Origin of the sequence: Shewanella maritima, assembly GCF_004295345.1 — a bacterium.
GTDB classification, from domain to species: Bacteria; Pseudomonadota; Gammaproteobacteria; order Enterobacterales; family Shewanellaceae; genus Shewanella; species Shewanella maritima.
Genome location: NZ_CP036200.1, coordinates 3,907,443 through 3,929,538 on the forward strand (window position 1 = coordinate 3,907,443; position 22,096 = coordinate 3,929,538).

The window sequence follows — 22,096 nt, forward strand, 5'->3', positions numbered from 1 at the left end:
GCGTGTTGTGGATAAAATATTTGTAGATGAAGCTGTCACAGAGCTAAGAACCATTGGCGATATGCTGCGTTGGGCGGTGAGCCGCTTTAACGATGCCGAGATTTATTATGGCCATGGCACTGACAACGCATGGGACGAAGCGATTGCTCTAGTATTTCATGCCTTACATTTACCAGAAGAGATTGGCCAGCAAGTGTTGCTGAGCAACTTAACCAGCAGTGAGAAACACAAAATCGTCGAGTTAATCATTCGTCGAGTACGCGAACGTTTACCTGTGCCGTACCTAACTAACAAGGCACGTTTTGCTGGTCTTGATTTTTACGTTGATGAGCGTGTGCTAGTGCCAAGATCGCCAATTGCCGAGATGATTAACAACCAGTTCAGCCCTTGGTTATACAACAAGCAAGTTAACCGAGTAATGGACTTATGCACCGGTAGCGGCTGCATTGCAATCGCTTGTGCTTATGCTTTTGAAGGTGCTGAAGTTGATGCGCTAGATATTAGCGAAGATGCGCTGGAAGTGGCTCAGGTGAATATCGAATCGCTTGGAGTGATGGACAGAGTATTCCCAATCCAGTCTGATATTTTCTCATCTATCCCTAAAGGGCCGCAGTACGATTTAATTGTGTCTAACCCACCTTATGTGGATGAAGAAGACATTGGCGATATGCCAGATGAGTACCATCACGAGCCTGAAATTGGTCTAGCGTCTGGTCGTGATGGCTTGGATCTAACCAAACGTATATTAGCTAATGCTGCTGATTACCTAACTGAAGACGGCGTGCTAGTGGTTGAAGTAGGTAATTCTATGGTGCACTTAATGGAGCAATTCGCTGATGTGCCATTCACTTGGGTTGATTTTGAATTTGGTGGTGACGGTGTGTTTGTATTAACCCGTGATCAATTAGTTGAAAATGAATCACTGTTTGCCATATATAAAGATGGTGAATAGGTAGTGAATGTTAATGCTGTAATAGTGTAGCATTACACAATCTAACTGAATTACGTAAAAGGGTAGTTGTACGCATGTCGGGAAATAGTATTGGACAAAACTTTGTTGTGACCACCTTTGGTGAAAGTCATGGTGTGGCGCTAGGTTGTATTATCGATGGCTGTCCTCCAGGGCTTGAGTTAAGTATTGAGGATATGCAAGTCGACCTTGACCGACGTCGCCCTGGTACGTCACGTTATACCACGGCGCGCCGAGAAGCCGACGAAGTGCGAATTTTATCTGGCGTGTTTGAAGGGAAAACGACAGGTACTTCTATTGGTTTGCTGATCGAAAATACCGATCAGCGCAGCCAGGATTACTCCAATATTAAAGACTTATTCCGTCCAGGACATGCTGACTACACTTACCAACAAAAATACGGTATGCGTGATTATCGCGGTGGTGGGCGCTCATCTGCTCGTGAAACAGCGATGCGTGTAGCCGCTGGCGCGGTAGCGAAAAAGTACCTAAAAGCGGTGCATGGTATTGAAATCCACGGCTACCTTTCACAACTAGGCCCAATTAGTGCTGAAACAATTGATTTTGATCAGGTGGAGCAAAATCCGTTTTTCTTCCCTGATGCCAGCAAGCTAGATGCGCTTGATGAATACATGCGTGAGCTTAAAAAGTCAGGTGACTCGGTTGGTGCTAAGGTATCAGTAGTAGCAACCAATGTACCGGTAGGCCTAGGTGAGCCAGTATTTGATCGCCTCGATGCAGACATTGCCCATGCGTTAATGGGGATTAACGCGGTAAAAGGTGTCGAGATTGGCGATGGCTTTGGCGTGGTAACGCAAAAAGGCTCAGAAGGTCGTGATTTAATGTCGCCTGATGGCTTTGAGTCTAACCATGCAGGCGGTGTGTTAGGTGGCATTTCGTCAGGGCAGCCAGTCGTTGCGCACATGGCTTTAAAGCCAACATCGAGTATTAGCGTGCCAGGGCAAAGTATGACAGTACAAGGTGAGGTTGCAGATGTGGTGACTAAAGGGCGTCATGACCCTTGTGTTGGCATTCGCGCGGTACCAATTGCTGAAGCCATGTTAGCGATTGTATTGATGGATCACTTGCTTAGACATCGAGCGCAAAATCAGGACGTTGTATCACCAACTCCTGTGATTGGAATGCGTTAAATGCCACACAACTTTGGCTCTAAGCACACGTTTACCTGGCTTAGAGCCTGTTACTTCTTTTTCTTTGCCATCCTAGGCTTGCTCGTCCCGTATCTTGGGGTCTTCTTCGAGTCACGCGGTTTTAACCCGCAGCAAATTGGTTTTCTGTTAGCAATTGTATTAGGTACGCGAATTATCGCGCCTAATGTGTGGGCATGGGTTGCCGACAAAACCGGTTATCGAACCGAGCTGATTAAACTCGGTGCCATTGGCGCTGCAATTAGCTTCGTTAGTTTTTTCTATCATGGCTCTATGCTGTACCTAGCCCTGAGCTTGGTGATTTACACCTTTTTCTGGAACTCGATTTTGGCGCAGCTGGAAGTGGTCACATTAGAGTCATTAGGTGAAAATGCTCATCAATATGGCAAAATCCGTAGCTGGGGCAGTGTTGGTTACATCGTATTGGTAATAGCTGCAGGTGCGGCAATTGACCGCTATGGTGCAGAAATTTTGCCAAGCCTAGGTATGGGATTGTTTTTGCTGTTAGCACTGTGCACTTTACCTTTACCCAAAGCTAATGTTGATGAGGCACAAAAACGCGCCATTACGCCACTTAAGCTTTCAGCCTCAGTATCGCTATTTTTACTGTCAGCTCTGTTAATGCAAATGAGTGTTGGGCCGTTTTATGGTTTTTTCGTACTTTATCTAAAGCAAGTCGGATACAGCGAAACGCTCGCTGGCGTGTTAGTCGCGTTGGGGGTACTAGCAGAAATTGGTATATTTATAAAAGCGCCTTGGCTTATTCAAAAGTTCGGCCTAAAGCTGTTGTTGATTATCAGCACCGCGCTCACAGCATTGCGCTGGCTTGTTTTAGCTTGGTATCCGCAAAATTTATCTTTAGTGTGTTTAAGCCAAGTACTGCACGCATTTACCTTCGGGTTAACCCATGCCGTGTCGATTCAGTTTATTTATCAGCAATTCCCCAAAGCCCATCGTAGTCGCGGTCAGGCATTGTATGCGAGCATCAGTTTTGGCGTGGGCGGTGCACTAGGTACTTGGCTTACTGGGATCATCTGGGGGGATGGTAGTAGCAGTGCTTTAGTGTGGGTTTTTGCGGCAATTTGCGCGATAATCTCGGCGCTGGTTGTACTGGCGATAAATATGGATAAGCCTCATCAGCATGAGCTAACTCAAAGTCACGCATCTACCTAGCCAAACATATTTGCAAAGGGTATTTAGCATGCTTTGATAGGCTGGAAATCAGAAACACTCTAAATGAATTTAAGTTCAAGGAATTCAAGTTCAAGGAATATAAGTGAAGCAATTTCGACTTGGTTTAATCATTAATCCACTTGCTGGGTTAGGTGGGAGCGTAGCGTTAAAGGGCTCGGATGGCGTTGCTGCCAAAGCTATTGCTAAAGGCGCTGAGCCTAAAGCGCAGTTAAGAATGCAGCAAGCACTGAGCGTGATATTGCCTTTTAAGCAATACATTACGATTAAGACTTGTAGCGGTGATATGGGCGAAACGCTTTGTCGGCAAATGGGTTTTAACACTGAAGTTGTTTATCGCTGCGGCGCTGATGAAAACGTCGAGAATAACTCAAGAGTTAGTATCGCTTCGAGTCCCCTCCAAGAGACTAATGCCCAAGAGACTCACGCACAAGATACTAAAAATGCCGCGACTGCGATGCTGTCTGAAACCCTCGATTTATTGCTGTTTGCTGGAGGTGATGGCACCGCGCGCGATATCTATGCCGTTGTTGATGACAAGCTGCCAGTTTTAGGTGTACCCGCTGGTGTGAAAATTCACTCTGGTGTATACGGCATCACTCCAAATGCAGCAGGCACGGTAGTTAAAATGCTACTTGAAGGTGAGCTAGTCAGCTTAATGTCTGCTGATGTCATGGATATAGATGAAACCTTATTCAGGCTAGGCGTGGTGAAAGCTAAGCGCTATGGGGAAATGCAGGTACCTGCTGAGCCAAGATACGTACAAGCTGTCAAAATGGGTGGCAAAGAAAGTGATGAGCTAGTGCTTGCTGATATTGCAGCAGAAGTCATTGAGCAAATGGATGACGAGCTATTCATTATGGGCTCGGGCAGCACTGTCGAAGCCGTCATGGAAGAGCTTGGGTTAGAGAACACATTACTTGGCGTTGATGCCGTGCAACACGAGCAACTAGTGGGTCAAGATTTAGATGCCAAAGCGCTACTCGAGCTAGCAGCTAACAATGCTTGTAAATTGGTGATCACCTTAATTGGTGGCCAAGGGCACATATTAGGCCGCGGTAACCAGCAATTGTCTCCTGCATTGATTAAACAGTTAGGAAAAGACAATATTTTATTGGTTGCCACAAAAACTAAGTTAAAAGCCCTTGAAGGTCGGCCACTAATTGTGGATAGTGGCGACCCTGAATTAGATAAAGCCTTAACTGGCTACTTTAAGGTCATTACTGGGTATCGAGATTATGTTATGTATCCAGTAGCCAACCCAGATCTTGTGGATGCAGATGTAGCTGCACCTCTACCAAGCGAAGAATTAAGTAAAGCGGAGTAAAGCATGTTAGAAAAAATTGATGCAACAGTAGAAAGCTGGATTGAAGAGGCTGTTGCCCATGGTGATGATGATGCTTTATTTGCCAGTGGCTACCTGCAAGGACACATTGCTGTTGTGTTGTCGGAATTAGAAGCGCAGGAGCAACAAGACCTAGCTGCATTAGATGCAAAGATGGTTGATTGTTTGGCGCTTGCTGATGATGAGCTTAATCAATCCGATTACGCGCTGATTGACAACGCTTGGCAGCAATTACGAGAGCGTATTGTCGCTGCAATTTAAAAATTAATTTCGGCATTTAACGTTTAAATTTTATCAAACCCTAATGAGTCGCTTAAAAACTCATTGGGGTTTGTTACTTTACAGGGCATAGTGCGATGAAAAATCAGGTCTCAATTGGACTGATCAACCCAAAAACACCAACTAACGTAAATGGCGTGATGCGCGCTTGTGGTTGTTATCAAGCATCTCAGGTGTTTTATACCGGTAATCGTTATGATTATGCCAAACGGGCAGAACGTCAGTTTGAAGTTGACACTCAAAATGTTGCGGCTAAGATCCCACTCACTCGCGTTGAAGAATTACTTGAATCTGTGCCTGAACAAGCAAAGATTGTTTGCGTTGATCTTGTTGTTGGCGCCACGCCACTACCTGAGTTCACTCACCCTGAAAATGCCTTTTATATCTTCGGCCCAGAAGATGGCACCATTCCTCAGCAAATAATCGATGCAGCAGACGAAGTGGTTTATGTGCCAACTGTTGGTTGCATGAATCTTGCCGCAAGTGCCAATGTGCTGCTTTATGATCGCTTAGCTAAATCTTCAGTGACCGCTGATGATGAGCTGATTAAACAAAGCCGAGATACTAATAATCGCACAAGAGTAAAGCACTGGCTTAAGTAGTCTTGGGGAAATGTCTTAACCCAAATGAAGGTGTTTATAAGGTTTTCCCGTAAGAAGATACTTAGCTGACATATCAAATAGCATTGGGTTTTATGTGACAGCTATAGTGTTTATTAAAACTAAGAGGGAGTTAGAGGTGGATTTGAACCGACGACCTTCGCCCGGTGTTTATAAGAGCTGAGCCCGACGAGCTACCAAGGTGATTCATCACATAACAGTTAAAGTACGTTTGATATTTAAGCCTGGGATTTTAATTAGAAAATAATAGGTAAATCTAAGAGGGAAAATTGGTTGTGGGAGCCGGATTTGAACCGACGACCTTCGCCCGGTGTTTATAAGAGCTGAGCCCGACGAGCTACCAAGGTGATTCATCACATAACAGCTAAAGTACGTTTGATATTTAAGCCTGGGATTTTTATTTAAAAAATAATAGGTAAATCTAAGAAGGGGAATTGGTTGCGGGAGCCGGATTTGAACCGACGACCTTCGGGTTATGAGCCCGACGAGCTACCAAGCTGCTCCATCCCGCGTCCGAATGCTAAACTGTTTTGATTCTATTTAGAAAGAATTGGTTGCGGGAGCCGGATTTGAACCGACGACCTTCGGGTTATGAGCCCGACGAGCTACCAAGCTGCTCCATCCCGCGTCCGGATGCTAAATTGTTTTAATTCTATTTAGGCAAGAATGCTACGAACATACCAAAAAATTGGTTGCGGGAGCCGGATTTGAACCGACGACCTTCGGGTTATGAGCCCGACGAGCTACCAAGCTGCTCCATCCCGCGTCCGTATTGTTGTCTTCAAAGTTCACACTCTCTAGTCGATATGTGCTGTCCTTCAAAGCGGGGCGAACTATAACGATACCTCAGAACCTTTGCAAGCGATAAATCATAAAAGTGTCACCGTTTGCTGTGAAAATGTACGGTTTTGCGATTATTTATCCAACTTGATTGATTTGTCAGCGAGTTATTGTCGTTTCTGCAAATAGATAGGCTTTTACCCTAATCAAAGCAGATAAGTCATTGGGTATAAGTCGCCTAGCAGGTATAATGTCCGACTGAATTTTGAGAAGGCGATTGATAGATACATGTTTAATTTTTTTGCTGCAGCCCCAAAAGGGTTTGAATACAGTCTGGCTAATGAGCTTAAAGGATTTGGAGCAGAACAAGTCAAGGAGAGTGTGGCAGGGGTGTACTTTTCGGCTCCGCTAGAGCTGGCATACCGCATTACCATGTGGACTCGCCTCGCTAGCCGTATTGTATTGGTTATCTACAAAGGCCCATGTGACTCGCCTGAGCAATTGTATAACGCTGCATATTGTATTGACTGGCCGTCGCACTTCTCTAATCGCAGCACATTTAGTATTGATTTCCACGGCACGGGTGGCTTCATCAATAACACTCAGTTTGGCGCGCTTAAAATTAAAGACGCCATTGTAGACCGTTTCCGTGATGATGGTGAGTCGCGCCCAGATGTGTCGCGAGTCAATCCCGATATTCGTATCGATTCACACTACCGTAATGGCCAAATTACCATTGCTATCAACTTCTCAGGCTCAGCGCTGCACCAACGTGGTTACCGTTCAACTACTGGTGAAGCGCCGCTTAAAGAAAATTTAGCTGCCAACATGCTCGCGCGCTGTGGTTGGCAAAATGAGCCAACTACCTTGTTAGACCCATTTTGTGGTAGTGGTACGGTATTGATTGAAGCGGCACTGATTGCCGCAGATATTGCTCCTGGTTTGCAGCGTCAACGTTTCGGTTTTGAGCACTGGCGCAGCCACAACAAAGCTGTGTGGCAAGAGGTGGTTGAAGAGGCAAAAGCACGCGCATCGTTAGGTAAAACTCGCTGCGAAGTTAAGTTCTACGGCTCAGACATCGACTCTCGCTTAGTTGCGCTGGCTAAACGCAATGCGCAAAATGCAGGTGTGGCCGACCTTATTGAGTTTAATGTTGCGAACGCGCTGAATGTGGCTCCGCCAGCTGCCGAGGGCTTTTTAATCTCTAACCCTCCTTACGGTGAGCGTTTAGGTAATATCTCAGAGCTACTGCAGCTTTACTATCAGCTTGGCGACAAGTTTAAGAAGGAGTTTGGTGGCTGGAAGGTTGCCATGCTTTGTAGCGATATTGAGTTACTTTCTTCGCTAAAGCTAAAAGCTGACAAGCAAATGAAGATGTTTAATGGTGCGTTAGAATGTGCCTTTAACCTTTATACTTTACATGCGAAAAGCACCCGTCGCAGTGCGCCAGAGTTACCCGAAGGTGTCGATGTGGCAGATATCGCCCCAGCATTCGCCAATCGCATTAAAAAGAACATGAAGCAGCTGACTAAGTGGGCTAAGCGCGAGAATATTGATAGCTTCAGAATTTATGACGCCGACCTGCCTGAATACAATGTCGCTATCGATAAGTATGTCGATTATGTCGTGATCCAGGAATATGCTGCGCCGTCATCTATTCCAGAAGCGGTAACAAAGAGGCGTATTAGTGATGTGCTTTTAGCGCTACCACATGCCTTGGGTATTAACCCTGACAATATCACGTTGAAAACCCGTGAGCGCCAAAAGGGTACGAATCAGTATGAAAAGCTAGACTCACAAAAGCTTGAGGTGATCACCCAAGAATACAATGCGCGCTTTAAGCTTAATTTGACCGGTTACCTTGATACAGGTTTGTTCCTCGACCACCGTGTCACCCGTAAATTAGTCGGTGAGAAGTCTCAGGGCAAGCGCGTACTTAACTTGTTCTCGTATACAGGCTCAGCGTCAGTGCATGCAGCGTTGGGCGGCGCATCGTCAATCACTACGGTCGATATGTCTAATACTTACCTGAACTGGGCAAAAGAGAATTTTGCACTCAATGGATTAAACGATCGAAAGTTCCAATTTGTGCAAGCCGATTGCCTGCAATGGATTAAAGATAATGATCACCAAGCGTTTGATTTGATCTTTATCGACCCGCCAACCTTTTCAAACTCTAAACGTATGGAAGACAGTTGGGACGTACAACGTGACCACTTGGCCATGCTGACTGACTTGGTCAAACTGATGGCGCCAAATGGTGAGGTTATTTTCTCTAACAACAAGCGTAAATTTAAGATGGATATTGATGGCTTGAATGCCATTGGTATTGACGTAAAGAACATCGATAGTCAGTGTTTGCCGCAAGACTTTAAGCGTAACCCACAGATCCATAATGTGTGGCGTTTGACTCACGCAAAGTAGTTTGAATAGAAGTAGCTTGAACAGAAATAACTTAAACACTAGTGGCTAGCCGCTTGAGCAAGATAGTCAACGCGCTAGCCTAGAAAACACAACGCAAAATAATAACAAGACAAGGTCAATGAATAACAACAGGTTTCGCCTTTATCACACCGATGGCTGCCACTTGTGCGAGCTTGCTCAAGCACTTATAGAGCAAGCACTACTTGAAGGTGCACAGGTTTCGTATCAGCTTATTGATATTTGTGACCAGCAAACTTTAGCCGATAAATATGGCACAAGTATCCCAGTATTTAGTGATGGCCAACGCGATCTAAATTGGCCTTTTGACCTTGAGCAGTTACAACAATTTATAGGGAGCTCAGTTTGAGTCTAGTTCGAATTAATAATGGCTCGCTGGCCTATGGTTATACTCCACTGCTGCAAAATGCCGATTTCACCATTGAAGAGGGTGAGCGAGTCTGTATTGTCGGCCGTAACGGAGCGGGTAAATCTAGTTTAATGAAAGTGCTTGCCGGTGACATTAAGCTTGATGATGGCGAGTTCAATATTGCTAACGACATTGCAGTTAGTCGTTTGCAGCAAGACCCACCTAAAGCCGAGCAAGGCACTGTGTATTCGTTTATTGCAGGTGGCTTGCAAGAAATCGGCGAGATGCTTGAGCGTTATCACGAGTTATCTGTTGCTGTGGCGGATGCTGCGCCTGAGCAGATGGATAAAATGCTTAAGCAAATGCAGCAGCTGCAAGAAACTCTTGATCACAACAATGGTTGGCAGCTTGATACCCGCATTAATCAAAACAGTAAACGTTTAGGCCTCGACCCAGACAAATCTTTGTCAGAACTCTCTGGCGGTTGGCAACGCAAGGTCGCACTTGCTCGCGCTTTGGTGAGCGAGCCTGATTTGTTATTGCTCGATGAGCCAACTAACCACTTAGATATCGACACCATTGAATGGCTAGAGCAGTTTTTACTGAGCTACAAAGGTGCGATTGTGTTTGTTAGCCATGACCGCGGTTTTATTCAACGCATGGCAACGCGCATCGTTGATTTAGATCGCGGCGTGGTGACCTCTTGGCCCGGCAGCTACAAAGCTTATCTTGAAGGTAAAGCTGAGTGGCTGCGAGTCGAGGCTGAGCAAAATGCCCATTTTGATAAAAAGTTGGCTGAAGAAGAAGCTTGGATCCGTCAAGGCATTAAAGCTCGCCGCACCCGTAATGAGGGCGGGTAAGGGCACTTAAGGCATTAAGGGTTGAGCGTAAAGCTCGTCTTGAGCGTCAAGGTAACGCAAAAATGTCTGTGGGCGATACTGAGCGTTCAGGTAAGTTAGTGTTTGATGTGAAAGATATTAACTACTCAATTCCTGAAAAATCTTTGGTAAAAAACTTTACGACTTCTGTTATGCGCGGCGACCGCATTGCACTGATTGGTCCTAACGGTTGTGGTAAGTCAACGCTAATCAAACTCTTGATTGAGCAGCTTGAGCCTCAGTCAGGTGAAATTAAAGTCGGTACCAAGCTTGAAGTTGCTTATTTTGATCAGTATCGTGAAGCCCTTGACCCAGAAAAGACGGTCGAAGAGAACGTTGGTGAAGGCAAGAGTACGGTTACTGTAAACGGTCAAGACCGTCATATTTTAGGTTACTTGCAGGACTTTTTATTCTCGCCGATGCGAGCCAGAACGCCGGTAAAAGCCTTGTCTGGTGGAGAGAAAAACCGCCTGCTATTAGCGCGCTTATTATTGCGCCCGGCAAACTTAATTATTCTCGATGAGCCAACCAACGATCTCGATATTGAAACACTTGAGCTGCTGGAGTCGCTATTAACTGAGTACCAAGGTACTTTGCTGATTGTGAGCCATGACCGTGAGTTTATTGATAACACGGTCACAAGTAGCTGGTGGTTTGCAGGTAATGGTCACTGGAGCGAATTTGTTGGTGGCTATCAGGACGCGGTTTCTCAAGGAGCAAAATTCTATTCTGAGGAACCTGAAGCTGATCCTGTTGTCGAAAAGCCAGAGGCAGTTAAGCCCAAGGTAGCAAAGCAAGCTGAAAAGACTGTTAAAAAACTCTCTTACAAATTGCAGCGTGAGTTAGAAGCGCTACCTGCAAAGATGGAACAGCTCGAGCAAGAACTCGAGTTAATGCAACAAGCCGTTAGCAGTGCTGATTTTTATAACCAAGATCAACAAGCAGTAAATGACACTTTGACGTCACTTGCTAATAAAGAACAAGAATTAGAGACCTGTTTTGAGCGCTGGGAAGAACTCGAGTCGCTTAAGCAGTAAATAACAATAACAGGAATTAACTAAATGAAGTTAAAGTTGGACAAAGCCTTATCGTTAGTGGCTGCGGGTGTGTTGGCCTCGCTTAGCTCTGCTCACGCGGCTCCAGTGTACGAAATCCAAAATATCACTGAAGTACTTAACGACGAGACAGGCCTAGTTGAAGTCGACTTGAATGGTACGCTTGAAAATACCCGTAACGGTTATGGTATGGGGCTGAATGCTGATAATGAGCTTATTGGTATTTCTAAGGGTAAAAAGCTGTTGACCGATGATGATATTAACAGCGGTATCATTAACCCTGAAGATGGTTTACAGCCTGAAGAAACGCTTACCTATTCTGTGTTAAGCCCTATACAAGCTAATAACTTTACTTTTACTGCTCAAGAAAACGATCCTGTCGACGCTTGGACGCCTACATTTTTTAGTATTGCAGGTACAACACCGCCATCTGAGCGTGATGATGAAGGTGAATTGGTCGTTAATTCGATTGATACCTATTTGTATGGCTTAAATAACAATGATACCAAAGTTGGTTCTCGCTCTGGTGTAGAAAAAACTTTGCCATATGAAGGGACTGATGAAGAGCAAGAGTTTTGGTACTACCGCGATTTTGAGCAACGTGGTGTAGCTGTAGTTGCCGGTACTGAGCATGATCTCATTCCGCCTTATACGACTTATACGTTTGAAGCGACGGACGAATTGCCAGAGCAAGATGTTGAGCTAGGTGGTTACTCACTACTTGCCGCTGTGAGTAATAACAATTTAGCTGCAGGTTATGTATCTACTGATATTGCAGAGACCAGTAAGTCGACCATTAATAACTGTGTTACGCAAGCGGCAAGCTCTGCAGAAACTGATTCACCTGTACCAGTTGAAGCTTGTATTCAAAATAACCAATATCCTAACTCGAATAGCATTATCTATATTCAATACCAGATTCGAGCTGGTGTATGGGACTTAGCGACACTTGACGCCAACGGCTCGCCTACCTTTACCGAGCTTCCGTTAGGCTTGGAGCCTGAAGAAAACTCGACCGCAACGTACGTGGCACAAGGGCTAGGTGTTAACAATAACGGTGTTGTTGTTGGTCGCTCCCACACCTACCGCACCGGCAGCGATACCTTGTATCAAGATCCTGCTTATTGGGTGAAAAATGATGAGGGTGTGTATGAGCATCATCGTGCACCTTTAAACAATGATCAGTATTTCGGCCTTGCTTACGATATTAATGACGATGGTTTGATGGTGGGTTACTACCAGCGTTATATACAAGGGTATCAGCGTAATAAGTTCTTTATTTACGACATTAACTCTGGTGATACAGAGGTGACGACACCAAACGACTTTGCTAATGGCCTATCTGAGCTCAGTTCGTATCCAAAAGACATTAACAATGCCGGTATGGTCGTTGGTAACATTGAAGTGACTTACGAGAAAGATAAGCCACGTGCTAAGGCTGCTTTCTTGTATAACCACAACGATGGTGACTTTGTTAACTTAAATAACCAGCTTACCTGTGAGTCAAAAGGCTATAAGCGTAACGATGACAATAACTGGGAACGTCATAAGGTTACGATTACCGATGGTGATGGTAAACAATTAACTTATGAATCTAGCTTTTACCTTGTTGAAGCTAACAGTGTCGCTGAAGATGGCACCATTGTTGGTACCGCGTTTGTTCGTAAGCCTGAGTATCAATATGATGATGAAGGTAATCTAATTATTGGTGAGAACAACCGCCCATACTTCGCGCTAGATGGTAACGGTAACCCGTTAACGACTAACATTCCACGTATGGTTGTGTTAAAGCCTGCAAGTGGCGCTGAAGCTTGTACAGTGGTAGATGATAACGAAGACAAGCCATATGAGCGAAAAGGTGCTGCTAGCTTAGTATGGCTGTTAGCATTACCTTTAGTGTTACTGAGAAGACGTTTCTTCAAGTAACATTTCAAGCATAAATAGATTAAAGCGCCGTGGTAAATACTACGGCGCTTTTGTTTGTGGCGTGTGAAATATGATGTGAGAAAGACCATTAAAAGTATGTAAGTTGTGGATGAGTATAAAATTGAGTGGTGACTTAAAGCTCAGACGATCATCGGCATACTATCGTTACCTTTATTAGATTTTTGGTAACAGTCTTCTTGGTCAGCATATGACGGTTATTCAGGAGGGTGCCTTGCCTCGATGGCTGTCTTGGCCGGAAAAGAATACGACTTAATGAAAACCTAGCTCGATTAACCTAGATATACCTCGATTGAGTTTGATTAGATTTGGTTAGGTTTGATTGAGTTTGATTAAGTTTGATTAAGTTTGATTAAGTTTGATTAAGTTTGATTAAGTTTGATTAAGTTTGATTAAGTTTGATTAAATTTGAATGTGTATTTACCAAGTTGTTCAGGCTGCCTAGCTCAATCCCACGAAAAATCCAGTGAAAATAGTAAAAATATTTTTTGAAAGGCTTCTCAATAGTTTAATAAATGATCGTTAAACTGATCGTTTTTTTCGATTGATCTTGGCGAAAAAACGATCTATTCATAGTGTCGAAATACAGTAAATGAGCAGCGAAAAAAGCGATTAGTGCAATGCTAGCGTTAACGTCGATATTAGTGGGTCACCCTTGTTTATATCGAGTCCTGATGTTGCTTGAGAGACTGATATTTCATGGACAACTTTAAGAGGACGTTTTGCATGAAAAGACAAAAAAGAGATCGTTTAGATAGAGCTTTTTCAAAAGGATTTCAAGCAGGGATTGGAGGGCGCTCTAAAGAGAATTGTCCTTATGCCAACTTAGATTCACGGTCACAATGGCTTGGTGGTTGGCGAGAGGGCGTAGACGGTCGCTTATCGGGTTTATTTAACAAATAGTTTTGATTTAACTTATAACAAAATGCCCTCTCACTTGCAAAGGGGAGGGCATTGAAAAGAAAACGTCTAGAAAAGCACGATAATTAACACGGCAAACTTACCGCCTAGAACTGCATATAAAACACTTTGGTTTAGAACGTTGAAGTATCTGTAAAAATACCAACTTTTAGATCTGTCGCACTGTAAATTTCACGGCCATCCACTTCCATTACAGCATCGGCAATACCCATAACCAGCTTACGGTGAATTTTACGTTTCAATGTAAGCTTGTAGGTCACCTTTTTTGCCTCGGGTAACACTTGTCCGGTGAACTTCACTTCACCAACCCCTAATGCACGACCTTTACCTTCAGCGCCTTCCCAGCCTAGGTAAAAGCCAACAAGTTGCCACATCGCATCGAGACCTAAACAGCCAGGCATTACTGGGTCGCCCGCAAAGTGGCATTGGAAGAACCAAAGATCCGGGTTGATATCAAGCTCAGCTACAATCTCGCCTTTACCAAATTCACCACCATCAGCATTGATAGTCGTAATACGGTCGATCATTAGCATGTTATCAATTGGCAGGCGAGGGCTGTTTGGGCCAAATAAGTCGCCATGACCACAGGCTATTAGTTCTTCTTTTGTAAAGCTGTTTGCTCGTTCCATTTAACTTGATACCACTCTAGTGTGAATTTTGATGGCAACAAGATAGCGAACACGTGTAAGCTAAACAACTCCGATCACTATATTCTCATGCCGATTATCGATTAAATTTTTGTAATATGCGCCCTAAAAGCGACAACTCTTCAACTTCTTCGTGTCCTGCGAGGCGGTCAAGGCGCTGCTGAACTAAACCGTAGAGTGAGTCTGGTGCAAACGTATTGTTGTCATCTGGCTCGCCAGCTGGTATTTGCATCAATAGCTCTATTGCGTCGTCCATATGGTCGATGGCATAGATTGCAAATAGACCATCGTTGACTGCTTTTATCACCTCTGGATTAAGGTTTAATTGCAGTACGTTTGCAGAAGGCATAATGACGCCTTGAGTACCCGTTAGCCCTCGTCTGCGACAAATGTTGAAAAAGCCTTCAATTTTCTCGTTAATGCCACCAATAGCCTGAACATTGCCAAATTGATCTAATGCACCTGTGACGCCAATGGACTGCTTAATGGGCTTTTCGGCAATGGCAGACATTAGGCAGCAATATTCAGCTAGTGAAGCACTGTCACCATCAATCTCCTGATAAGACTGTTCAAAAACAATGTTGGCGTTAAGGTGCAAAGGCGCGTCTCGCCCAAAGATACGATATAAGCATGCAGAAAGGATCATCATGCCTTTGGCGTGAATGTTACCGCCAAGCTCAGACTTTCGCTCAATATCAGCCACTTCACCGTCGCCGTAGTGCACACTAGTGGTAATGCGCGCAGGCTCGCCATAGCTATAGTCTCCAGTATCGATAACGGTTAAACCATTAACCTGACCTATGAGTTCACCGTCGGTGGCGAGATTTATGAACTTGTCGTCAAAGCTTTGAGCGGAAAACTCTTCAGAAGTGTTGTGGCGGGCAATTTGTTTGTTAATCGCGGTTGCAATCGCGGTTGCACCAACTTTAGTGGGCATCGAGCTGTTATTACTGGTCGCGAAATATTGCGCCTGAGCCATAAGGTGTGACATGGCCAACATGTTTAGGCTGAGTCGCTGTTGATGTTCGACTAACTTAGCGCTGTACCAAAACAGCGGTAAAATAGCTGATTGATCTAGCTCAACGTGGTGTTTTTTAGCGAGTTGTTGTAGCCATTGTATATATTGAGATTCTTTATATTTGGTCAGATCCAGCTCATGACTCATTTCCGCTAAAATTGGAAAATGCTCGGCAAATACGCTGTCTTCTTGGCGCATATGGCTGAACAACAAACCTGAGCCAACCAGAACAATTTTGCTATTAAGTGGGATCTCTGCAAGTTCTCTGTTGACTCGATACTTGCGGTTATCAAGAATTTGCATCACGAGCTCCCACATACCTTCTCGTTTATACAAAGACTCTGCGCAGATATAGACATAGTGATGCTGTGCTAGCGCTCCAGGCAAGTATTGACTGCCACTACCTTTATTAACCACCTTACCCAGTAGTTGTTGGCGCGTGATGCGGCCATTGAGGTAGATATGACTTTTAGTTTGTGACGCTATAGTGCCGACTTTATCGTTAGGCAATTGCTGCTGCCACTCAAATGCAACGGTGTTATCAGTGCGTTTAACTGCAACTAAATATGTGTCGCTAGGTGTGTTTGCTTGCAGGGTTAAGGCATCAAACAAGGCGATGCGGTCAATCCCTGTGTAGTCTGCAATATATAGTTGCTGCGCTTCGATGCCACTAGCTAGGTTGAAACTGTCGACTAATTTCTCTTGTCCGACAAGCAAATGGCTTGGGTAGCTTATTGCGGGTAACTGGCTTGGAATATGGTATTGCGGGGCAAGCGTTGCACTAGCTAACTTAGTCTGTGTCATATATTTCGGTCTAATTGAATGCTATGTATTCGATATTGCAGTGGATTTTAGCATAAACAGCTAGGGCCTGTTGATCTTTGCTGATTAGAGTTTGTTCGAATTAAAAGCACTTTAATCAAGATGCGAGCTATGCCGTTTAGCCGACTAAACAAGTGGCTCGCAACGCAGAGAAAAGTGCTTTTAAACGAACCTTTCAGGCAGCGCTTGTTGTCATTTCTACTGTGTTAACGACTTATCATGTGGAACAACCACACATCAAAGTCGTTGCCTTGTATAAATTTCCAACAAGCCGCTGCAAAAATAATCTTGAAAGATGAACAGGCCCTTGTCTAATTACTGCAAGCTTGGTTTGTTTAGCTTTAGTTTCACTCGTTGTTACCAAAGTATCACTAATGAGCTTAGAGAAACGAGCAAGGCACAACGAGTAATGTAAGACGATAGTGCAGCGTGTAATGTTAATTTTGGTTGTAAAATACACAGTTGAACAGTTTTTTTTAATTAGCCCTTTACACGCCCGTTAGCTTGTCATATTATTCGCGGCGTTCGGAGAGATGGCAGAGTGGTCGAATGCACCGGTCTTGAAAACCGGCAGGGGTTTGTAGCCCCTCTAGGGTTCAAATCCCTATCTCTCCGCCATATTTAGAGAATCCCGCTTAACGAAAGTTAAGCGGGATTTTTGCTTTATGGGTCAATCTATTCCAATTTACTCGAATCTGTGAGTCTAGCCCATTCGTTAATCACAACTTTGTTTACTACGTTTTCATTTTCTCATTTTTATATTGCGTGTTGTGTAAACGGCTAGGGCTTTGTTGCAGATACCAACACTCATTTTTGTACGGTTAATCGCTAAAGCTCAGTTTTGGTTTAGGTTTATCGACAAGTAGACTTATTTGTTAATGTTAGTAGAATGTTAAGTTTGAGGTTTTGATGGTGGTGAATATGTGTACATCGCCTTTTCAAATTGAAGTTATATGTGGACACATTTTACTGAAACTGACTCTAAGGAATGAGTAGTCAATGAATAATGACAATAATAAAGCAGCTGACCCTAAAGTGACTAACCCCGATACCAATAGCCCTGATATTAAAAGCAGTGATACGGCAGATCTCAAAGAGTCTAAAAAAGATAACGCTAAAGTGGCTGATATTCATCTTCATGCGGTGGATACGTCAACAAATTTAAGCTCAGATGGCACCAATCCTAACGAGTCGACACTCAATCAAGCTAGTACTTCGAGTAACCAAGGTGGTAGCGAAACCCGTTCTTCTTTAAATTATAAACGCTGGGCTACAAGTGCTGCGATAGTTGCCCTTGGCGCCGTTTGCCTAAATGTTGTTGGTCAACGTACAGTGCCCATCTCTGAGTTGGGCCAAGTTAAAGGTGAAGTTGTCGCTATCTCGCCGCAAGTCGCAGGTGAGGTTACTGAAGTTTTAGTTAGCCCAAATCAGAAGGTGAGCCAGGGTGATGTACTAGCAAGGTTAAACTCAACTGATTTCGAGCTGGCATTGCGCCAGGCTGAGGAACAAGTAACTGTTGCTGGTAAAAACATTGGCGAGCTTTCAAAGGCGTTACGTGTTGCTCAAAACGATGTTAAGCAAGCGCAAGTTGTATTCGAGCAAGCCAGAGCAGAGCTAAATACTACCTTGGATAAAGTGGCAAATGGTGAGATTCCAGAGGCACAAAGTGCTGATATCAAGCAAGAGTTCAGTGTGGCTGAGTCAAACCTTGCTGCTGCAACCGAGCGATTTTTGGCCGCCAAGCAAAAATTTACTGACGAAGGTGGCAGCAACAATAATGTTAAGTCTGCGATGATAAACCTTGAGCAAGCTCAGTTGAATCTTGAGCGTACGCAGATCACCGCACCAGCAGATGGCTATGTTACTCAGCTAAATATTCAAAACGGCGCTTACGTTGCTACTGGCGACAAAATCAGTCATTTTCTGGCATCAGATGCTGTATGGGTGGAAGTAAGCTTTAAAGAGAATCATCTAGGCAATATCAATAGTGGTGACAAAGTACAGTTTGCGCTCGATTTTGCACCTGGTGAAGTCTTTGATGGTGAAGTCGCTTATGTCGATTATGGCGTTCATGTAGGTGTAGAAGCACCCAACAACACCAAGCTCGAATCAAGCTGGTTGGCTGAGCCTCAGTATTTCCCGGTTATGGTTAAGGTTGCACCGAATGTCGCTGAAGATGTGCTTAAAGTTGGCGGGCAGGTCGATGTCATTGTATATACCCAGAGCCAGGGATCATGAACACCCTTGGTGAGCTGTGGTTTAAGCTTCGCAGTTTAGCCTCGTATATTCGTTAGCTTTACATATCACAGTTTATTCATCACAGATGTGAGTCTAACTAAACCGAGTGCAGCGGCGCTCGGTTTTTTGTGTTTCAAAGCCATACGTATTTAAGCCCATAGCACTTATGCTATGGTGCAAATTAGTGATGAGATACGCCTTACGTTGTCATCTGTAGAAAGGAAAGGATATGTGGTTACAAAAGACAATTAGTTTGAAGCCGAGAAAAAGGGGATTTCATTTAATTGATGATGAAATATTAAGTGCAATCCCTGAGCTTGCGAATGTGAAAATGGGTTTATTGCATTTACTGCTCAAACATACATCGGCATCATTGACGCTAAATGAGAACGCTGATCCTACAGTGCGTCAGGATTTCGAAAGCCACTTTAATCACTTTGTACCAGAAGATGCACCTTACTATCGCCACACCTATGAAGGTAGTGACGATATGCCCGCGCATATTAAATCCACTATTATCGGCGTGAGTCATAGTATTCCTATCACCCAAGGACAGTTAAACCTAGGTACTTGGCAAGGCATTTATTTATGTGAGCATCGTAATCATGGTGGCTCACGGCAGTTAGTGATTACACTGAATGGCGAAGTTTAGCGATTAACGGCAATTGATGATTCAGGGTTGTTATTAAGCATAATTGTTTGATTATGCAGCAATTAGAGATAATGATGTTGAGAATTGTTGCAGTCGGTTATTGTAGCGTTCTTCTGATTAATGTTAGATTCAGTTAGCTAGTTAATGGTTAATTCCCACAATAGCTAGTGTGATAAGCCTCGGTAGAAGGCATTTACCGCATATTACATAGGTGGATGAAGTTGATTTCTGTATATTTGGTTGATGATCACGAACTGGTTAGAACCGGTATTAAGCGCATTCTTGAAGATGAACGCGGCATAAAAGTGGTAGGTGAGGCGCCTGATGGCGAAACCGCCGTGCAGTGGTCGCGCCAGAATGAGGCTGACGTGATTTTAATGGATATGAATATGCCGGGAATGGGCGGCCTTGAAGCTACCCGTAAAATCTTGCGTTATCAGCCAGAAGCAAAAATCATCGTACTCACAGTACAAACAGAAGACCCATTTCCAACTAAGGTGATGCAAGCAGGAGCTTCAGGTTACCTTACGAAGGGCTCAACCTCTCCTGAAGTGTTACGTGCGATTACTCAGGTATCTCGTGGTCAGCGTTACCTTTCACCAGAAATTGCCCAGCAAATGGCACTGAGCCAGTTTAGTCATACTGATGAAAACCCATTTACCAGTTTGTCGGAGCGTGAACTGCAGATTATGTTGATGATCACCAGCGGCGAAAAAGTCAATGATATTTCTGAGAAGCTCAATCTAAGCCCGAAGACAGTAAACAGTTACCGCTATCGCTTGTTTGCCAAGCTTGATATCAGTGGCGACGTCGAGTTAACTCGTTTAGCAATTCGTTATAAAATGCTCGACACCAGCTCATTCTAAGTTTCGTTTTAGGCTGCAGCGCCTAACTTGCTGCGGCCAAACGGTGTCACCATGCCTAATAGTTTTAGCCCTAAAGCCTTCTTAAAAACTGTCACTTCCGCCCCTGGCGTTTATCGTATGTATGATAACGCGCAGCAGGTGATCTATGTTGGTAAAGCGAAAGATCTTAAAAAGCGTTTAAGCTCCTATTTCCGCGCTAATCTGCCTAATGTTAAAACGCAGGCGCTAGTATCAAACATTGCCAATATCGATGTCACAGTCACTCACAGTGAAACTGACGCTCTGCTGTTAGAGAACGACTACATCAAGCAATACATGCCTAAATACAATGTATTGCTGCGTGATGATAAATCCTATCCTTACATCTTGCTAAGCGGTCACAAACACCCTCGGCTAGCCTATCACCGTGGCGCACGTCGCGAAAAAGGCCAGTATTTTGGACCTTACCCTAATGGTGGCGCGGTGCGTGAAAGTTTGCACCTGATGCAAAAGCTGTTTCCCATCCGCCAATGTCAGGACGTGTATTATAAATCTCGCTCGCGTCCATGTTTGCAGTATCAGTTAGATAGATGCAGTGCGCCTTGTGTTGGCATTGTGTCTGATGAGGAATATCAAGCGCAGGTTAAGCTTGCCACCTTGTTTTTAAAAGGTAAGGACAAACAAGTCATCAGTACTTTGGTTGCTAAAATGGAGCAGGCGGCCATTGATATGCAATATGAAGCTGCAGCTCGTTATCGAGACCAAATTGCCGCGTTAAGAAGGGTTGCTGAGCAGCAAGAAGTGTCAAACCAAAGCGGTAATATGGATGTGATTGGCGTGCATTATGCGTCGGGTATTGCATGTTTTCATTTAATGTTTGTGCGTGAAGGCAAAATCTTTGGTTCACGCAGTTACTATCCGAGCGTACCAGCAGAGACTGAGCTTGATGAAGTATTAAGTGCGTTTATCAGTCAGTTTTATTTAAACGCTGATATTCAGCGCACAGTGCCTAAAGAAGTGATCATTAATCATCAATTTGCTGAACTTAAGTCACTGCAAGAATCTATTGAGGCCGCACTAGAGAAAAAGTTTGCCATTAAAACTCAAGTAAGAGGCGATAGAGCTAAGTTTTTAGCGCTTGCTGAAACTAACGCGCACAACGCGGTTGTGACTCGACTGTCACATAAAAATACGGTCGAGCAGCGCTTTGCTCTGCTGGAAGAAGCGTTGGAGTTGTCAACGCCCATTGGTCGTATGGAGTGTTTCGATATTTCTCATACCATGGGTGAAAGCACGGTTGCTTCATGTGTGGTATTTAATCGTGAAGGGCCGCATAAAGCAGATTATCGTCGCTATAACATTAGTGGTATCACAGCAGGTGATGACTACGCCGCTATGCAGCAAGCCATATCTAGGCGCTTCGATAAAATCGATAACTCTGGCAAGGTACCTGATATCTTGTTTATTGATGGTGGTATTGGCCAACTCAGAATTGCCCAAAAAGTGGTTGACGATAAATGTCAAAATTTGGATAAGCCGCCATTACTCATTGGTGTAACCAAAGGTGAGGGACGCAAGATGGGGCTAGAAACCTTTTTAATTGGTGGCACGGAACAATCGTTTGAGCTGCCAAATGACTCGCCAGCATTTCATTTGATGGTGCATATTCGGGATGAGTCTCACCGGTTTGCGATTACCGGCCATCGAAATAAACGTCAAAAGACACGTAACACCTCAACCTTAGAATCCATTGCCGGAGTTGGACCAAAACGTCGTAAAGCATTGCTGCAACATTTAGGTGGTTTACAAGAGGTTAAAGGCGCCAGTGTGGCTGAATTGGCAAAAGTGCCAGGTATTAGCCTAGAAATGGCACAAACAATCCATGACGCATTGCGGGCAGGGTAAAATTAAGGCAAGATGGCGCAGCTTAT

The 22,096-nt window shown here is 44.2% G+C and carries 16 protein-coding genes, 4 tRNA genes and 1 pseudogene; 16 read left to right on the forward strand and 5 right to left on the reverse strand.

Annotation, left to right across the window (positions count from 1 at the left end; all coding sequences use genetic code 11):
• The first annotated feature begins 7 nt into the window (after positions 1-7).
• The 6 genes from prmB to EXU30_RS16570 all read left to right on the forward strand — a co-directional run bounded on the left by prmB (position 8) and on the right by EXU30_RS16570 (position 5,556).
• Positions 8-952: a 50S ribosomal protein L3 N(5)-glutamine methyltransferase gene (prmB, locus tag EXU30_RS16545; protein WP_130601877.1), complete on the forward strand. Its 945-nt coding sequence runs from the start codon at positions 8-10 to the stop codon at positions 950-952.
• 74 nt (positions 953-1,026) lie between these two features.
• Positions 1,027-2,121, forward strand: coding sequence for a chorismate synthase (aroC, locus tag EXU30_RS16550; protein WP_130601879.1), 1,095 nt, complete (start codon positions 1,027-1,029; stop codon positions 2,119-2,121).
• Positions 2,122-3,312: an MFS transporter gene (locus EXU30_RS16555; RefSeq protein ID WP_130601881.1), complete on the forward strand. Its 1,191-nt coding sequence runs from the start codon at positions 2,122-2,124 to the stop codon at positions 3,310-3,312.
• A gap of 103 nt (positions 3,313-3,415) precedes the next feature.
• Positions 3,416-4,657 carry an ATP-NAD kinase family protein gene (locus EXU30_RS16560; protein WP_130601883.1) on the forward strand — a complete coding sequence of 414 codons (1,242 nt, stop codon included), beginning with the start codon at positions 3,416-3,418 and terminating at the stop codon, positions 4,655-4,657.
• Between the two features lie 3 nt (positions 4,658-4,660).
• A complete protein-coding gene (locus tag EXU30_RS16565; RefSeq protein WP_130601885.1) occupies positions 4,661-4,936 on the forward strand; it encodes a YfcL family protein in 276 nt (91 codons plus the stop codon).
• Positions 4,937-5,031: 95 nt separating this feature from the next.
• Positions 5,032-5,556: an RNA methyltransferase gene (locus EXU30_RS16570; RefSeq protein ID WP_130601887.1), complete on the forward strand. Its 525-nt coding sequence runs from the start codon at positions 5,032-5,034 to the stop codon at positions 5,554-5,556.
• A gap of 453 nt (positions 5,557-6,009) precedes the next feature.
• Here EXU30_RS16570 and EXU30_RS16575 read toward each other — a convergent pair.
• The 3 genes from EXU30_RS16575 to EXU30_RS16585 all read right to left on the reverse strand — a co-directional run bounded on the left by EXU30_RS16575 (position 6,010) and on the right by EXU30_RS16585 (position 6,340).
• Positions 6,010-6,086 (reverse strand) — tRNA-Met (locus EXU30_RS16575).
• Positions 6,087-6,125: 39 nt separating this feature from the next.
• Positions 6,126-6,202: transfer RNA gene (locus EXU30_RS16580), tRNA-Met, on the reverse strand.
• Between the two features lie 61 nt (positions 6,203-6,263).
• Positions 6,264-6,340 (reverse strand) — tRNA-Met (locus tag EXU30_RS16585).
• A gap of 302 nt (positions 6,341-6,642) precedes the next feature.
• On the opposite strand from EXU30_RS16585, the gene rlmKL reads away from it, so the two are divergent.
• The 5 genes and pseudogenes from rlmKL to rmf all read left to right on the forward strand — a co-directional run bounded on the left by rlmKL (position 6,643) and on the right by rmf (position 13,925).
• Positions 6,643-8,778, forward strand: a complete 2,136-nt coding sequence (gene rlmKL / locus EXU30_RS16590) for a bifunctional 23S rRNA (guanine(2069)-N(7))-methyltransferase RlmK/23S rRNA (guanine(2445)-N(2))-methyltransferase RlmL (RefSeq protein ID WP_130601889.1) — start codon at positions 6,643-6,645, stop codon at positions 8,776-8,778.
• 118 nt (positions 8,779-8,896) lie between these two features.
• Positions 8,897-9,145 (forward strand): glutaredoxin family protein, encoded by a 249-nt coding sequence (locus EXU30_RS16595; protein WP_130601891.1) that lies wholly within the window; start codon positions 8,897-8,899, stop codon positions 9,143-9,145.
• Positions 9,142-11,060 (forward strand): annotated as a pseudogene (locus EXU30_RS16600) (ABC transporter ATP-binding protein). Before EXU30_RS16595 ends, EXU30_RS16600 begins: the two are co-directional and overlap by 4 nt.
• Before the next feature lie 24 nt (positions 11,061-11,084).
• On the forward strand, positions 11,085-13,004 hold the full coding sequence (locus tag EXU30_RS16605) for a DUF3466 family protein (protein ID WP_130601893.1): 1,920 nt from the start codon (positions 11,085-11,087) through the stop codon (positions 13,002-13,004).
• 744 nt (positions 13,005-13,748) lie between these two features.
• Entirely contained in the window at positions 13,749-13,925 is a 177-nt protein-coding gene (gene rmf / locus EXU30_RS16610; RefSeq protein WP_130601895.1) for a ribosome modulation factor, read from the forward strand.
• A 131-nt stretch (positions 13,926-14,056) separates the two neighbouring features.
• Here rmf and fabA read toward each other — a convergent pair whose 3' ends face one another.
• Together fabA and EXU30_RS16620 are read right to left on the reverse strand one after the other, a co-directional pair.
• Positions 14,057-14,572, reverse strand: coding sequence for a 3-hydroxyacyl-[acyl-carrier-protein] dehydratase FabA (fabA, locus tag EXU30_RS16615; RefSeq protein WP_130601897.1), 516 nt, complete (start codon positions 14,570-14,572; stop codon positions 14,057-14,059).
• Positions 14,573-14,666: 94 nt separating this feature from the next.
• The gene (locus tag EXU30_RS16620; RefSeq protein ID WP_130601899.1) at positions 14,667-16,412 is read right to left on the reverse strand and encodes a Lon-insertion domain-containing protein; all 1,746 of its coding nucleotides are present in this window, start codon (positions 16,410-16,412) and stop codon (positions 14,667-14,669) included.
• A gap of 545 nt (positions 16,413-16,957) precedes the next feature.
• Between EXU30_RS16620 and EXU30_RS16630 the strand changes: the two genes are divergently transcribed.
• The 5 genes from EXU30_RS16630 to uvrC all read left to right on the forward strand — a co-directional run bounded on the left by EXU30_RS16630 (position 16,958) and on the right by uvrC (position 22,070).
• Positions 16,958-17,048, forward strand: a tRNA-Ser gene (locus tag EXU30_RS16630).
• A gap of 381 nt (positions 17,049-17,429) precedes the next feature.
• Positions 17,430-18,668 carry an HlyD family secretion protein gene (locus EXU30_RS16635; RefSeq protein ID WP_130601901.1) on the forward strand — a complete coding sequence of 413 codons (1,239 nt, stop codon included), beginning with the start codon at positions 17,430-17,432 and terminating at the stop codon, positions 18,666-18,668.
• 229 nt (positions 18,669-18,897) lie between these two features.
• Positions 18,898-19,320, forward strand: coding sequence for a secondary thiamine-phosphate synthase enzyme YjbQ (locus tag EXU30_RS16640; protein WP_130601903.1), 423 nt, complete (start codon positions 18,898-18,900; stop codon positions 19,318-19,320).
• 221 nt (positions 19,321-19,541) lie between these two features.
• Entirely contained in the window at positions 19,542-20,186 is a 645-nt protein-coding gene (gene uvrY / locus EXU30_RS16645; protein WP_130601905.1) for a UvrY/SirA/GacA family response regulator transcription factor, read from the forward strand.
• A 51-nt stretch (positions 20,187-20,237) separates the two neighbouring features.
• Entirely contained in the window at positions 20,238-22,070 is a 1,833-nt protein-coding gene (gene uvrC / locus EXU30_RS16650) for an excinuclease ABC subunit UvrC (RefSeq protein WP_130601907.1), read from the forward strand.
• The last annotated feature ends 26 nt before the right edge of the window (positions 22,071-22,096 follow it).